The organism is Comamonas sp. BIGb0124 (assembly GCF_003752175.1).
In the GTDB taxonomy this organism is placed as follows: Bacteria; Pseudomonadota; Gammaproteobacteria; order Burkholderiales; family Burkholderiaceae_C; genus Comamonas_F.
The window spans coordinates 1-13,239 of sequence record NZ_RJVF01000001.1 but is presented as its reverse complement, the minus strand read 5'-3'; the positions used below and the strand labels follow the sequence as shown (position 1 = coordinate 13,239).

Here is a 13,239-nt window from a genome sequence, read left to right as displayed (position 1 = left end):
CCCATTCACTACACAAGGGATACTCATGAGTCACGTCACATTGACGCGTCGCCGTCTGCTGGCCGGCGTAGCCGGCAGCGCCGGTCTGGCATTGGCGCCTTCGGTGGTCGGTGCGGTCGAGCCGCAAGGCCGCTATCCGCAACGCCCGATCACGCTGATCGTGCCTTATCCGGCCGGCGGCAGCGGCGACTACATCGGCCGCACGGTGGCCGACAAGCTTGCGCAGCGCTGGAATCAGCCGGTGGTCGTGCAGAACCGGCCCGGGGCCGGCGGCACCATCGGCGTGGCGGCCGTCAGCCGGAGTGCAGCCGACGGCTACACCATCGTCCTGACGACCGCGAGCGTGACGCTGACGCTGGCTCAGCAGGACAAACCCAGCCTCGATCTGTTCACCGACATCGAGCCGGTCAGCCTGGTGGCGGTGGCGCCCATGGTGCTGGTGGCGCACAAGGATTTTCCGGCCCAGTCGGTCAAGGACCTGATCGCGCTCACGCGACAGGCGCCGGGCCGGTACTTCTATGGCGGAACCGGGCAGGGCGGCGTGGGAAACCTCGCCATCGAGCTCGTCAAGCTCAAGCTCGGTCTCGATCTGACCTATGTGCCCTACCAGGGCGGTGCCGCATCGATCGCGGCCGTGGTCGCCAACCAGATCCCGCTGGCCATCAACGATGTCGGCAACATCCTGCCCTTCGTCAAGGCCGGCACGCTCAAGCCTTTGCTGGTGGCCTCGCCCGAACGGTTCTCGCTGTTGCCCGATGCCGTCGGCCTGAGCGAACTGGGGGTGTCCGACCTGGACATCAAGGCGTCGCTCGGCCTGGCCGCGCCCAAGGGCACGCCGGCGGCGATCACGGCTGCGCTGGCGCGCGAGGTCGGCGACATCATGAAGCTGCCCGATGTGCAGGCGCGTTTTCACCAGGCAGGCCTGCAGCCCGTGGGCTCCACGCCGCAGGCCTATGCCGAGTTCCTCAAGGCCGAGAACCGGCAGTTCCGTCAGGGTGTCCAGGCGACCGGACTGAGCCAGGGCGCATGACCCGGCATCGCAACCGTTTTATCAAGAGGTGATTGAACATGAAACGCATATTGGTCGTGCAGGGCGCGAACATGTCACGGCTGGGCAAGCGCTCGCCCGAACTCTACGGGCTGACCACAGCCGCAGAGCTCGACGAGCTGATCCGGCAATACGCCGACCGGATCGGTTATGGCGTGGACATCTTCTATACGCACATCGAGGGCGAGGCGATCGAGCGCATCTACGAAGCGGTCGATGCGGGCTACGACGGCTTGATCATGAATCCGGCCGGTTTCGTCTACAGCGGTTTTGCCCTGCGTGACTGCATACGCGACACCCAGCTGCCCTACATCGAAGTCCACCTGCGCAACTCGGCCGGCCGCGGAACGAAGTCGGCCACGGCCGAAGTCTCGCGGGCCTATGTCGCCGGCTTCGGTCCTCACTCCTACCTGCTGGCGCTGGAAGGCATACGCCGGCTGCTCGACGAGCCGTTGCCATGAGCCAGGACAACCGGCCCACGCCCACGCGTGACGAAAAGATTGCCCGGTGGCTCGCCCACTCCGAGATCCGTGCCGTGGTGGAGCGCTACTTCTACGGCCTGGATGCGCGCGATGCGCAGGCCTTGAGTGCATGCTTCACGCCGGATGCCTATTACGAAGCCAATACCGGCGGCGGCAGGCGCATCGTGTTCGAGGGTGCCGAAGCCATCGGCACCACGCTGGCACGCCTGATCGGCCGCTTCGAGGCCAGTCTGCATCAGGGCAGCAACCCGGCGATCACGGTCGAGGGGGATTCGGCCCAGGTCGATGTCTTTGCCATCGCGCGCATGGTTCACGTGCCCGTGGATGGGCAGAAGGTGGTGTTCGTGCGGGGCCTGCGTTATCGCGATGAACTGGTGCTTCACGACGGCGAATGGAAGATCGGCCGCCGCATCCACCAGGCGCTCTGGCAATACAACGCCGATGCCATCGAGCCCCACGTGCCGCCCGCACCGGGCATCGGCTGAAGCCGCCCTGCGGGGTCGCCGGTCTCCATGCGGGGCAGGCCTCGCACGGGCTGCCGGTTTTTATGGCTTGTTTTTCATTCGACATCATCACATGCGCAATTTCTGGAAACGCTGGGCCGCAGGCCTGGCAATGAGTGGCATCGCGACTCTGGCTGCGGCCGAACCGGCCAAGACCCTGTCGCTCTCGGCCTGGCAGTTTCTGCAGGCGGGTCGTGGCGACCAGATCTGGCAGGTCCTGGCCGGCTACGAGCAGACGCAGCCGGACGTCGGCCTGAAGAAGGTGGCCTATCCCTACAGCAGCTACATCAAGACCATCTCGACGCAATTGGGCGCCCGCAGCGGCCCCGATCTGCTGCTGCTCAACGATGTGGATCTCGCCAACTTCGCACGCGCAGGGGTGCTCGAGCCCCTCGACGACGTGGTCGACGAAGGCCTGCGCGGACGCCTGGCCGAAGTCAACGATCTGGCCCGGGTCGATGGCAAGCGTTATGCGCTCAATTTCGATACGGTCACGTTCGCGCTGGTCTGGAATCGCACGTTGCTCGCACAGGCCGGCGTGCAGCCGCCCCGTGATTTCGCGGGACTGCTCGCCGCTTCGCAGGCCGTGCGCGAGAAGGCCGGCGTGCCGGGTTACGGCGAGCGCAACCAGACAAACAACGAAGAGCAGTTGTGGAACGCGATTTCGACCTGGACCATCGGCTACGGCGGGGTCTGGTCGAAGGACGGCAAGCTGACCATCGACGCACCCGCCAATGTGCAGGCTCTTGCCGACTTCAAGAAACTGCAGGCCGGCGGGGGCGTGGCGGTGGGCGACGACTTCTCGACCCTTCGCACGCGGTTCGCACAGGGCAAGATCGGCATGCTGATCGAGTCCAGCTCCAATGTGCAGTCCATCCTGTCGTCCAAGGATGCGGCCATCGGCGCGCAAGACATCGGCATCGGCCGGCCGCCGTTCCCGCTGGACGCGGTGCGTGGCAGCAGCAGCTACATCGCCATCAACGCCCACGGCAAGAACAAGGCCGAGGCCAAGCAGTATCTGAAGTGGCTGTTCACGCCGCAGGTGCAGCAGCGTCTGCAGGAGGCCTTGGGAGGCAGCGTCGTCGGGACGACCCAGGTGCCGCCGCCGGCGGCGTTTCTGGCCGGCAATCCCTGGGCCAGTCAGTACTTCAAGCAGGCACCCCAGGCCCGCACGGCGGTCATCGTGGACTTCGAAGAGAAGACGCCGCAGATCCGCAGCATCATCGTGTCCGAGTTCGCCAAGGTGCTGCTGGGCAACGAGGACGTCGCCCAGGCCCTGGGCCGCGCGCAGACCCGAGCCGAGCAGGCCGTTCGCAAGTGAGCGCGATATCCGCGGCCGGGTTGCGGTCATCCCGGCGCGCGCCTTACGTGCTGGTGGCCGCCGCGGCCTTCTACCTGCTGTGTCTGGTGGTCGGGCCGATGCTCTACGAGTTCTACCTGAGCCTCACCGATGCGCGGCTGTTGAACATCTACCGGAATCAGTTCGTCGGCCTGGCGAACTACGCCCAGATGATGGCGGATACGAGAATGCTCGCGGCGCTGCGCATCACCGTCGTCTACACCGTGCTCACCGTCGGCCTGGCCCTGGCGGCCGGGGTCGCGAGCGCACTGGCGGTGCATGGGCGGTTTCCCGGCCGTTCGGTGGGACGTGTCGTCCTGATTCTGCCCTGGGCCATGCCTTCGGTAGCGGCGGCCCTGGCCTTCACCTGGATCTTCAACCAGGAAACCGGGGTGCTCAACCGGGTCGTCCAGACGATGGGCGGCACGGCGCACGGCTGGTTGACCGATCCGGACTGGGCACTGGCGGCCGTCATCGCCGTTTCTGCCTGGAAGACCTTCCCCTTCGTGATGCTGGTGGTGCTGGCGGCGCTGCAGTCCATTCCCGAAGACCTTTACGAGGCGGCAAGACTCGACCGGGCGGACGCCCCCAACACCTTTGCCGCCGTCACGTGGCCGCACATCGCGCCTGCCGTGGGTGTGGTGGCGCTGCTGCTGACCATCTGGGCTTTCCGCCGCTTCGAAGTGATCTGGCTGCTGACCGAAGGCGGCCCGCTGGAGGCCACCAATACCCTGGTCGTCGACGTCTACCGCGCCTCGTTCATCCAGGGCGAGATCGGCCGGGGTGCGGCGCTGGGCGTCGTCGGTCTGGTCTTTTCCACCCTGGTCACGCTGGTGTACTTCCATGTCACGCGGCAACGCGATTCCACCCATGCCTAGTCTGCTTTCCCTCATTCCACGGCCGACCCGGCTTCGCATCGGCCCCTGGACGCTGCTGCGCCTGGGCATCGGCGCGGTGCTCACCGTCCTGGCCGCATTTCCCCTGTACTGGATGCTGGTGTCGGCCACCCATGGCATGCGCGAGATGTTCGGCACGAATCCGCCGTGGCTGCCTGCCCCGCAGGCGCTGCCCGGCTTGTTGCGCGAAGTGTTGTCGAGCACACCGATGGGCGTCTGGCTGGCGAACAGCGCATTCATCGCTTTCGGCACGGCCGCCTGCAGTCTGCTGCTGGCCGTGCCGGCGGCCTACGCGCTGTCGCGCTACCGGTTCCGTGGGCGCGGGCTTTTCGGATACGTGCTGTTCGCGACGCAGATGCTGCCCGAGGCGCTGCTGGTGATCCCCCTCTATGTCATCTTCCTGATGCTGGGCTTGCTGAACCAGCGCACCGGTCTGGTCGTGGCCAACGTCGCCTTCGCCATGCCGGTGGCCGTCTGGATCCTCAAGAACGCGATGGATGCCTTGCCCGCCGAGGTCGAGGAACAGGCTCGGCTGGATGGCTGCAGCACCTTGTCCGTGCTGCTCTACGTGGTGGTCCCGATGGTGCGGCCGGCACTGGCTGCAGCCGCCATCGTGACGTTCTTCGATGGCTGGAACGAGTTCCTGTTCGCCAACCTCTTCATCGTCGACGAGACGCTGTGGCCGGCGACCAAAGGGCTGGCGTCCTTCATCGGCGAGTTCGTGACGCCTTTGAATCTGGTGATGGGCTCGGCGCTGGCCTTTGCCCTGCCGGCACTGGTGTTTTTTGTCCTGACGCAGCGCGCCATCGTGGGCGGCGGTGTCAGCGGTTCGGTGAAAGGGTAGGGCATGCCGGCAATCTCACTGCAGAAGATCTCCAAGTCTTTCGGTTCTCAACCGGTCTTGCGCGACCTCGATCTGGAGATCGCCGATCGCGAGTTCCTGGTCCTGCTCGGCCCCTCGGGCTGTGGCAAATCCACGTTGCTGCGCGTGCTCGCCGGCCTGACCGACGCGACCAGCGGGCGCGTGGCTTTCGACGGCAACGACGTCACGGCCACGCCGGCCGATCAGCGCAACGTGGCCTTCGTCTTTCAATCCTATGCACTCTATCCGCACATGACGGTGCGGCAGAACATCGCTTTTCCGCTCGTGATGGCCGGCTTTCGTGCCTGGTATCACCTGCCTCTGATCGGCTGGTGGAAACGTCGCCGGCTGGCCGGCAGCGCGCCCATCGCCGACGAGGTGGCCCGCGTGGCCGAGATCATGGGGCTCACGCCCTTGCTCGACCGCCATCCGAAAGCGCTGTCGGGAGGCCAGCGCCAGCGGGTCGCCGTGGCTCGCGCGCTGGTGAAGGACCCGGCCCTCTACCTGTTGGACGAACCCCTGTCGAATCTCGACGCCCAGTTGCGAACCCAGATGCGCGCCGAGATCTCGGCCCTGTACCGAAGCGTGAAAAAGAGCTTTGTGTACGTGACGCACGATCAGGTCGAGGCCATGACCATGGGGACCCGAATCGTCGTGCTCGACCGCGGCGTGGTGCAACAGTGCGGCACGCCGCAGGACATCTACGATCGGCCTGCCAACACCTTCGTCGCCCGTTTCGTGGGCAGTCCGCCCATGAACCTCTTCACCTGCACGGTCGAGGCGGGCAGGCTGCGCACCGTGCAAGGCGGCGTGCTGCCTCTTCCGGTCCCTCGGGCGTTGCAAGGGCAGGCCCGCATCGTCGTCGGCATCCGCAGCGAGGACCTGCTGCTCTCGCCCTGCGACGCCGCCGACGCCGGCGAGGACACGCTGCGGGGCTGGGTGGCATGGAGCGAACAATTGGGCGCCGAGACCGTGACGGGTTTTCATCTGGTGCCACCGGCTTCGCATGGCCCTGAAGCCAGGGGGCCTCGGGATGAGGTGTTCCAGGCACGGGGTCCGCGCAGCGAGAGCCTGCCTGCAGGCCGATCCGTGGCTATCCGTTTTCGACCCGACAAGCTGTCCTGGTTCGACGCCGAGACGCAGCAGAGGCTTGCGCCATGAACCGGCCGATCGGACCGATGCGTGCGCTGGAATGCAGTCTGCTGCGCGGTGGAACCAGCAAGGGCGTGTTCTTCGGCGCGGGCATCCTTCCTCCTCCTGGCGCAGAGCGCGATGCCTGGATTCTGCGTGTCCTCGGCAGCCCGGATCTGAGGCAGATCGACGGTCTGGGCGGAGCGGATCGGTTGACGAGCAAGATCGCGATCGTGGAGGCTTCGACCCGGGAGGATTGCGATGTGGACTACCTCTTCGCACAGGTCGATCCCCGCCATGCCGAAGTCGACTGGCAGCGCAACTGCGGCAACCTGGCTGCCGCTGCGGCTGTCTATGCCCTGAATCGCGGCCTGGCTGCAGCCGGTGTCGACGCGGATGTGGCGACCGTTCGCATCCATCAGGTCAACACGGGCCGCCGGGTCGTTGCGCGCGTGCCTCTGGCCTCCGGTCAACCGGCCGTGCACGGCGACTATGCCCTGGGTGGCGTGCCGGGCACAGGTGCCCGGATCGACCTGGATTTTCGGGATTTCGCCGCCTCGGCTCTGGGCCGCGGCGTTCTGCCGACCCGCCGCGTCACGGATACCTTGCAACTGACCGGCGGTCTGGCGCTGAACGTCACGCTGCTCGACTTCGCGAATCTGCATGCCTTCGTGCGATTGGTCGATCTGCTTCCCCATGCGGCGGAACACACGGTCGATACGCTCGGCGCCGATACGGTGCTGCTCGGACGGCTGGCCGAGGTGCACGCGGCCGTGCGGCAGCGCATCGAGCAGACCGGAAACGAAACGGCTTCCAGGCCAACGGCCGATCCCATCCTCTATCTGCTGGCGCCTGCGTCCGACTACGTCACGCTCAACGGCGAGAAGGTGCTGCACACCGGCTACGACCTGCGTTCCTTCTCTTTCGCCAACGGCCGGTTTTCCAAGGCCCATCCGGTCTCGGGTGCGCTGGCTCTTGCAGTCGCCACGCAGGTGAAAGACTCGGTGGTCCATCGCCTGTGCGGCCCGGCGATGCCGGTGCATGACCGGGATTTCCGCATCGGCCATCCCGGCGGCCTGCTGGACGTCGGCGCGAAGGTCGACGACACCGGTGAGCAACCGCACGTCCTCGAGGCCAGTCTGGCCCGCACCGCACGTCTTCTGTTCGATGGCCGTGCGTACATCACCGTGTGAGGCCTCGAGGGGCGTTGGATGAGAGGGCTGTGCTCAGATCTCGTCGACCTCCCCACCGCGGGGCCTCGACGTGCGGCCCCATCGCGCCTCGCAACGCCTTCACTGCGGGGTCTTCGAGTCGGGTGCGTCGTCGTTCAAGGCCGGCCGGCTTCTGGACGGACCGGCATCCTCGACAACGACCGGCGGCACTGATCCGCTCGCGACCAGTCGAGAGGCGGCGAACACACGTCGTGTGCGATTGCCGAACTCGCAAGTGATCTCCTCGCCCTGGATGTGGAGGACGGTCATCTCGGAACGTCCACCTTTGAGGTGAACGACATCCCCGACCTTGGGCACATACTTGGATTTCGGACGTGGGTGTTCCATCGCATCCCGGCTGCGTACGCCGTTCATTCAGCGCATGGCCCGATGGACGAGGTGGGTGTCGGTGAACTGCTCGAAGGCGACGATCTGTTGGTCTTGCAGCGTCCAGACATGCACCACCCGGGCCTGCATCGCCTTGCCCGTTGCGCGATAGGTGCCTTGGTAGCTTCCGATGCCGACCACATGCATGCCGCCGTCGATGAGGCTTTCCAGTTCGAAGCGGTAGCCGACCCAATCCCTCCCGAGTACGGCAAAGACGTTGTCGACAACCGCTTGCGGTCCGATCCAGGTGCCTGCGCACGGAAAACCCGCCATCTCGGTCCAGCGCACCTGCGGCGACACGTGGGCCATCATCTCGTCGAGGTGGCCTTGCGCCGACGCGGCGTAGTGGGCACGAACGATGTCGATAGGGGTCGTCATCGCCTCATCCCCACTTCATTTCGCCCTTGGCGACCTTGGCGCCGATCTGCAGCGCCACGCCCATGCCGGCGTCGGGGTAACGCTGGGTCATGGCGGCGATCAGCGCCGCACTGTCGGCCGCTTTCGCCAGTTCTTCCTCGAACGCCACGAGGTAGTCGCGGGTGTAGCGGATGGCCGTCGAATCCACGGCTGCACCCGTTGCCATGTGGCCGGGAACCACCACGGCCGGCTTCCGCGCGGCCATGGCGTCGAGCGCCTTCACCCAAGCGGCACGGCCCTCGGCACCCTGGGTGTCGGCGGTCCAGACGTGCACGCCGGAAAACACCAGCACGCCGCCGAAGACGGCCTGGAGCGAAGGCACCCACAGGTAACGGCGGTTTTCCAGTCCGTCGACCCCGGCGATTTCGATGGATTTGCCTTCGAGGACCAGGGACTGGCCGTCGAAGACCTCGGGCATCACGATATCCGACAGGGTTTGCGGACCGTTTTCTTTAAGCTGCGGACCCCAGGTCGCCAGCTTCTTTTCCACGTTGCCCTTGATGGCCGCGAGCGTGGCCGATGCTGCAATCACCTTGGCTCGGGGAAAGGCCGCCTTGATCGGGGCCAGGCTGAAGTAGTAATCGGGGTCGCTCTGGCTGATGTAGATCGTGGTCAGCGTCTTGCCACTGGCCTGGATGGCCTCGGCCAGCGCCTTGCCGTCGGGCAGCGTGAAACCGCCGTCGACGAGTACCGCTTCGCGTGCGCCGGAAATCAGAACGGGCGCACGGAAGAATCCGTTCTCGCCGGCTGGGAAGTGTTTCCAGGTCAGTCGTGTCTGGGCAGCCATGGCGTTGTTCACTCCGAGGTAAGCCGTCGCGATACCTGCGGCGGTGACGGTTTTGATCGCGTTTCTGCGTGTGATCATGGGATTTTCCACTCTGAAGAATAAACTCGAACAAGGGTTTTCCGGCAGTGGCCGGACACCGGGTTCAAGGGCCATGCCGGCTGTATCCAACGGATGCCTCGGTGTGTGAGATGCCGGTCTTCCATCGTTGTGGCGTGATCGTAGCGGCCCGCTATTGACTCTGTAAGGCATATCGGATAAACACAATGTATGCCAAAGACATACATTCAAAGTGAGCGCAGCCTGGGTGAAATGGGCAACCTCCGGCGCCTGACGTATTTCGTTTCCGTGGTCGAGACCGGATCTTTCACGGCCGCTGCCGAACGCCTCGGCATCACCAAGGCGGTGGTCAGCCAGCAGGTGGCACGGCTCGAGAGCGAGTTCAAGACGTCGTTGCTGGTCCGCACCACACGCAAGGTGCAGCCCACCGAAGCCGGGCAGGCCTTCTACCAGCGCTGCGCCATGATCCTGCGCGAGGCCGAAGAAGCCTTCGACGAACTGGCCGAGGGCTCGACCGAGCCATCCGGCACCCTGCGGCTGACCGCCCCCTTCGACTACGGCATCGGGGTCGTCGTGCCCGTCATCGCGGCCTTTCGGCAGCGTTATCCCGGCTGCAAGGTCGATGCCGTCCTCAGCGATCAGACGCTGAACATCATGTCGGGCAACATCGAACTGGCCATCCGCGTCGGCTGGCTGGCCGAGACCGGCCTGCAGGCGCGCAAGATCGGGACGTTCAGGCAATTGCTCGTGGCCTCGTCTTCGATGGCTACGCAGGCGGCACGGCTCACCGGCCCGGAAGATCTGGCCGGCATGCCCTTCATCGCCAACACCGCCCTGCGCGATCACCTCCGATGGACGTTCTCGCTCGGCGACACCGAACGCCGGGTGGTGAACCTGCAGGCTTCGATTTTCCTGGATGCGACGCTCGCCGTGCGCGAGGCCGTCTTCCAGGGGGCCGGGCTATCCGTGCTGCCGGATTTTGCGATCGCCGACGATCTGGCCACGGGCCGGCTGATCCACGTGCTGCCGCAGTGGCAACTGCCTTCGGGCGGTATCCATGCGGTGTTTCCAGCGGCCCGTTTCCGTCCGGCCAAAGTCCGGGCCTTTGTCGATCTGCTGGCGAAGACCGAGCAGCAACGCGGTGCCGCGGACGGAACGGTGGCTTGACGGGTGGCGCGTCGGCGCGCCACGGGCTCACACGGTCGGCGCTTGGGTGGTGGGCGAGGGCAGGGACGCCACGAGCGCATCTGCCGGGTCGCCCTGCAGCGCCTGCGCGAGGTGCTCCGCCACCTTCTGCCGGATGTCGGCGGGCAAGGGCTGACTCGACAGGGATTCGTAGATCCAGAGCCCATCGGCTGCGAGGCGCGCGATGAATCGCGACAGAGCCGCCTGGTCGTCGACGCTTTCGGGTGCGGGGGGCGCCCATCGATCCAGCACCCTGTCCCAGGGGGCCGCCAGTTCGGGGCTGTTGGAGGCGTCGAGCAGGAACAGCAGTTCGGCGCGTGTGGCGCTCTGGGCCGATGTCCGGGCATAGGCGACCGCACGTTCTTGCGGGCTGGTGTCCTGCCTGGGCTTGCCCGCGCTCAGCTCGAGACTGGTTTCCCATTGTTCCGCGAGATGCTGATGGAGCGCCTGCACCAGGGCCTCGCGAGACGGGAAGTGGTACATCATTCCGCCCCGCGTCACACCGGATTCGGCCGCAACCGAATCGAAGGTGATGCCGGTCACGCCATCGCGGTGAATGACACGAACGGCGGCATCGAGAATCTTGCTGCGGTTGCTGGGGCGCATGTCGGGTGTCCTTTGATTTCAGTGTGAGCCGTGGCTGTAGCTGAACGAGCCGGGGCCGTATTTTCGCAACAGGATAGCCGTGCCCAATGCACCCATGCCCAGAACGACTGCGATGACATACATCACGATTCGATAACTCCGATCGAAGGCCGCCGAGGCCGCCTGCACGAGAGCCGGACCGGTGGCCGGATCGAGCCGGGCCAGCGCCAGAGCCTCGGCCACACTGGAGCGGGCGGCCTCGGGAGCCCCGGCGGGAAGCTGCATACCCGAGGCATACAGCGCCGTCAGCAGGCTGCCGAGCAAGGCCACCGCCAGCAGGCCGCCGAACTCGTACGAGACCTCTTCGACCGAAGAGGCCATGCCTGCACGGCGGGCGGGTGCATTGCCGACGATGGCGCTCGAGGCCACCGAGATGGCCGCACCGAGGCCAAGGCCGGTCAGCGCCAGGCCCGCCACGGTCCGGCCCAGGCCCGCTTCCAGGCCCGATGCCGACAGCACGACCCCCACCGTGGCAACGGACAGCCCGCCGCCGATGAGCGGCAGAAGCCCCATGCGGTGCAGATAGGCGCCGCCCAGCAGCGCACTGGGCAGCGCCCCTGCGGCCAAGGCCGAGACCAGCAGGCCGGCCTCCATCGGGTCGAAGCCGGCGATCCACTGGAAACGCTGTGTTGTGATCAACTGCATGCCGCTGATGGTGAACATCGCGAAGGCCGCTGCCAGCACCCCGGCCATGAAGGCCGGATTGCGAAAGATCGAGAAGTCGAGCAGCGGGTAGGGCAGGCGCGCCTGGCGCCGAACGAACAGCGTGCCGGCAAAGGCTGTCGCGGCGAATGCGCCGCCGGCCAGCGTCCATGAGGGGGGCGCATGCGCCACTTCCTTGATGCCGATCACCAGACCGGACAGGGCGACCAGCACCTGCAGGGAAGACACCAGATCCCACGGCCTGCTTGTATCCGGCCTGCTGTGCGGCGTGACGGCGAGGCCGCTGATGAAGGCGGCCACCACGACCGGCAGGTTGATGAGGAAGACCGATCCCCACCAGAAGTGATTGAGCAGCAGCCCCCCGACGATCGGCCCCAATGCGCTGCCGACGATGGAGATGCTGCCCCAGATCGCAATCGCCATGTTGCGTTCGCGTTGGTCCGTGAAAGTGATGCGGATCAGCGCCAGCGTCGCCGGCATCATGGCCGCAGCACCCACGGCCAGTACGGCGCGCGCACCGATGAGCCATCCCGCACCCGGCGCAAAAGCGGCCATCAGCGACGCCAGGCCAAAGACCACCAGCCCGCCCAGAAACATCTTTCGATGGCCGATGCGGTCTCCCAGCGTTCCCGCGCCCAGCAGCAGGCCGGCCATGGCCAGGGGATAGGCATTGATGATCCAGAGGCCTTGCGTGGCGCTTGCGCCGAGCTCGCGCGTCAGGGTGGGCAGGGCCGTGTAAAGCACGGAATTGTCCAGGGTGATGAGCAGGAGCGATGCGGCTACGGTCACAAGCAAGCTCCAGCGCCGGTCTTTGGTCGCCGTCATGAAAAACATCTCTCAACAAGAACAGGAAGGCAGTAACTATACATTCTAGAATGTTAAGTTACAAGCCCATGCCGACCTCGGTGCAATGCATGACGGGAGGGCGGCTGGCCCTCTGCACAGGGCTTGGACTGCATGCCTTTGGCGTCGGCGGCCTGGGGTGCCGAGAGTTTGCGGATTTCAAGTGAAGGCGGGTTCATCCCATCGCCAAATCCAGCCGCCGGCCATTCGACCGAAATAAGAAATAGGGATTAAGTCATCAGTCGACCTACAACGAGACTCGTGCTCGTCAAGGTGTATCAAATGGTGTAAACCCCTATAAGTCGTGGTTGAAAAAGGTTTCCATGTTGTTTTAGGATATACGACAACTGATCTGTAAGGCTGTCATACCGGTTCATGGTTTCGACGCCCATACGGTGCTTTCACCGTCATGTGATCAGGCTGCATGGCTGCCCGGTTGTCGCCAACACGGCCACACCGAGCGAGCGTTCCAGGGCGGAGCGGGTTGTCGAAGAAGTCCATTGGGATGGATTCGGCCCGGTCCCTGGCGATCTGCGCGGGTCCTTTGGAGGGAGCCGGATCGTTCGAACGATTCCGAGGAGACGCGGCTCAGAGCCCCTGGCTTTGCGAGGGGGGCGGCTTTTTGTTTGTTACTGAAAAAATGGAGACACACGGATGAAGAAATCGACACGCCGCAGCCTGATGGGCGCCTGTGCACTGGCCAGCATCCTGGCCCTGCAACCCCTGACCGCGCAAGCCCAGAAGATGGTGCTCAAGGCAGCCGACGTTCACCCGGCCGGCTAT

14 protein-coding genes are annotated in these 13,239 nt (G+C 65.4%); 9 read left to right on the top strand and 5 right to left on the bottom strand.

The window, feature by feature from the left end:
* Positions 1-25: 25 nt before the first annotated feature.
* The 8 genes from EC845_RS00075 (at position 26) to EC845_RS00040 (ending at position 7,454) form a co-directional block, all read left to right on the top strand.
* Complete coding sequence (locus EC845_RS00075) at positions 26-1,030, top strand: tripartite tricarboxylate transporter substrate binding protein (protein WP_123295197.1); 1,005 nt, start codon at positions 26-28, stop codon at positions 1,028-1,030.
* 38 nt (positions 1,031-1,068) lie between these two features.
* On the top strand, positions 1,069-1,509 hold the full coding sequence (locus EC845_RS00070) for a type II 3-dehydroquinate dehydratase (RefSeq protein WP_123295196.1): 441 nt from the start codon (positions 1,069-1,071) through the stop codon (positions 1,507-1,509).
* Positions 1,506-2,015 carry a nuclear transport factor 2 family protein gene (locus tag EC845_RS00065; protein ID WP_123295195.1) on the top strand — a complete coding sequence of 170 codons (510 nt, stop codon included), beginning with the start codon at positions 1,506-1,508 and terminating at the stop codon, positions 2,013-2,015. Before EC845_RS00070 ends, EC845_RS00065 begins: the two co-directional genes overlap by 4 nt.
* Positions 2,016-2,106: 91 nt before the next feature.
* Positions 2,107-3,354 carry an ABC transporter substrate-binding protein gene (locus tag EC845_RS00060; RefSeq protein WP_158615568.1) on the top strand — a complete coding sequence of 416 codons (1,248 nt, stop codon included), beginning with the start codon at positions 2,107-2,109 and terminating at the stop codon, positions 3,352-3,354.
* Entirely contained in the window at positions 3,351-4,250 is a 900-nt protein-coding gene (locus EC845_RS00055) for a carbohydrate ABC transporter permease (RefSeq protein ID WP_148077198.1), read from the top strand. The genes EC845_RS00060 and EC845_RS00055 overlap by 4 nt, the downstream gene beginning before the upstream one ends.
* Positions 4,243-5,112 (top strand): carbohydrate ABC transporter permease, encoded by an 870-nt coding sequence (locus EC845_RS00050; RefSeq protein ID WP_123295192.1) that lies wholly within the window; start codon positions 4,243-4,245, stop codon positions 5,110-5,112. Before EC845_RS00055 ends, EC845_RS00050 begins: the two co-directional genes overlap by 8 nt.
* Positions 5,113-5,115: 3 nt before the next feature.
* Complete coding sequence (locus EC845_RS00045) at positions 5,116-6,291, top strand: ABC transporter ATP-binding protein (protein ID WP_123295191.1); 1,176 nt, start codon at positions 5,116-5,118, stop codon at positions 6,289-6,291.
* Positions 6,288-7,454: a PrpF domain-containing protein gene (locus EC845_RS00040; RefSeq protein WP_123295190.1), complete on the top strand. Its 1,167-nt coding sequence runs from the start codon at positions 6,288-6,290 to the stop codon at positions 7,452-7,454. Before EC845_RS00045 ends, EC845_RS00040 begins: the two co-directional genes overlap by 4 nt.
* Positions 7,455-7,553: 99 nt before the next feature.
* Here EC845_RS00040 and EC845_RS22225 read toward each other — a convergent pair whose 3' ends face one another.
* The 3 genes from EC845_RS22225 to EC845_RS00025 are packed head-to-tail and all read right to left on the bottom strand — an operon-like array spanning position 7,554 to position 9,141.
* Positions 7,554-7,820: a DUF2158 domain-containing protein gene (locus tag EC845_RS22225; protein WP_233597886.1), complete on the bottom strand. Its 267-nt coding sequence runs from the start codon at positions 7,818-7,820 to the stop codon at positions 7,554-7,556.
* 27 nt (positions 7,821-7,847) lie between these two features.
* A complete protein-coding gene (locus tag EC845_RS00030; RefSeq protein WP_123295188.1) occupies positions 7,848-8,237 on the bottom strand; it encodes a nuclear transport factor 2 family protein in 390 nt (129 codons plus the stop codon).
* Between the two features lie 4 nt (positions 8,238-8,241).
* Positions 8,242-9,141, bottom strand: coding sequence for an MBL fold metallo-hydrolase (locus EC845_RS00025; RefSeq protein ID WP_123295187.1), 900 nt, complete (start codon positions 9,139-9,141; stop codon positions 8,242-8,244).
* 189 nt (positions 9,142-9,330) lie between these two features.
* Here EC845_RS00025 and EC845_RS00020 point away from each other — a divergent pair, with 189 nt between their 5' ends.
* Positions 9,331-10,287: a LysR family transcriptional regulator gene (locus tag EC845_RS00020; RefSeq protein ID WP_123295186.1), complete on the top strand. Its 957-nt coding sequence runs from the start codon at positions 9,331-9,333 to the stop codon at positions 10,285-10,287.
* 27 nt (positions 10,288-10,314) lie between these two features.
* Here the strand turns inward: EC845_RS00020 and EC845_RS00015 are convergent, their stop codons facing one another.
* Positions 10,315-10,911 (bottom strand): TetR/AcrR family transcriptional regulator, encoded by a 597-nt coding sequence (locus EC845_RS00015; RefSeq protein ID WP_123295185.1) that lies wholly within the window; start codon positions 10,909-10,911, stop codon positions 10,315-10,317.
* Between the two features lie 18 nt (positions 10,912-10,929).
* A complete protein-coding gene (locus EC845_RS00010; RefSeq protein ID WP_123295307.1) occupies positions 10,930-12,438 on the bottom strand; it encodes an MFS transporter in 1,509 nt (502 codons plus the stop codon).
* Positions 12,439-13,239: the final 801 nt, after the last annotated feature.

Coding starts and splice junctions, on each gene's coding strand:
- EC845_RS00075 (WP_123295197.1), top strand. CDS start 26: ATGAGTCACGTCACATTGACGCGTCGCCGTCTGCTGGCCGGCGTAGCC.
- EC845_RS00070 (WP_123295196.1), top strand. CDS start 1,069: ATGAAACGCATATTGGTCGTGCAGGGCGCGAACATGTCACGGCTGGGC.
- EC845_RS00065 (WP_123295195.1), top strand. CDS start 1,506: ATGAGCCAGGACAACCGGCCCACGCCCACGCGTGACGAAAAGATTGCC.
- EC845_RS00060 (WP_158615568.1), top strand. CDS start 2,107: ATGCGCAATTTCTGGAAACGCTGGGCCGCAGGCCTGGCAATGAGTGGC.
- EC845_RS00050 (WP_123295192.1), top strand. CDS start 4,243: ATGCCTAGTCTGCTTTCCCTCATTCCACGGCCGACCCGGCTTCGCATC.
- EC845_RS00045 (WP_123295191.1), top strand. CDS start 5,116: ATGCCGGCAATCTCACTGCAGAAGATCTCCAAGTCTTTCGGTTCTCAA.
- EC845_RS00040 (WP_123295190.1), top strand. CDS start 6,288: ATGAACCGGCCGATCGGACCGATGCGTGCGCTGGAATGCAGTCTGCTG.
- EC845_RS22225 (WP_233597886.1), bottom strand. CDS start 7,820: ATGGAACACCCACGTCCGAAATCCAAGTATGTGCCCAAGGTCGGGGAT.
- EC845_RS00030 (WP_123295188.1), bottom strand. CDS start 8,237: ATGACGACCCCTATCGACATCGTTCGTGCCCACTACGCCGCGTCGGCG.
- EC845_RS00025 (WP_123295187.1), bottom strand. CDS start 9,141: ATGATCACACGCAGAAACGCGATCAAAACCGTCACCGCCGCAGGTATC.
- EC845_RS00020 (WP_123295186.1), top strand. CDS start 9,331: ATGCCAAAGACATACATTCAAAGTGAGCGCAGCCTGGGTGAAATGGGC.
- EC845_RS00015 (WP_123295185.1), bottom strand. CDS start 10,911: ATGCGCCCCAGCAACCGCAGCAAGATTCTCGATGCCGCCGTTCGTGTC.
- EC845_RS00010 (WP_123295307.1), bottom strand. CDS start 12,438: ATGACGGCGACCAAAGACCGGCGCTGGAGCTTGCTTGTGACCGTAGCC.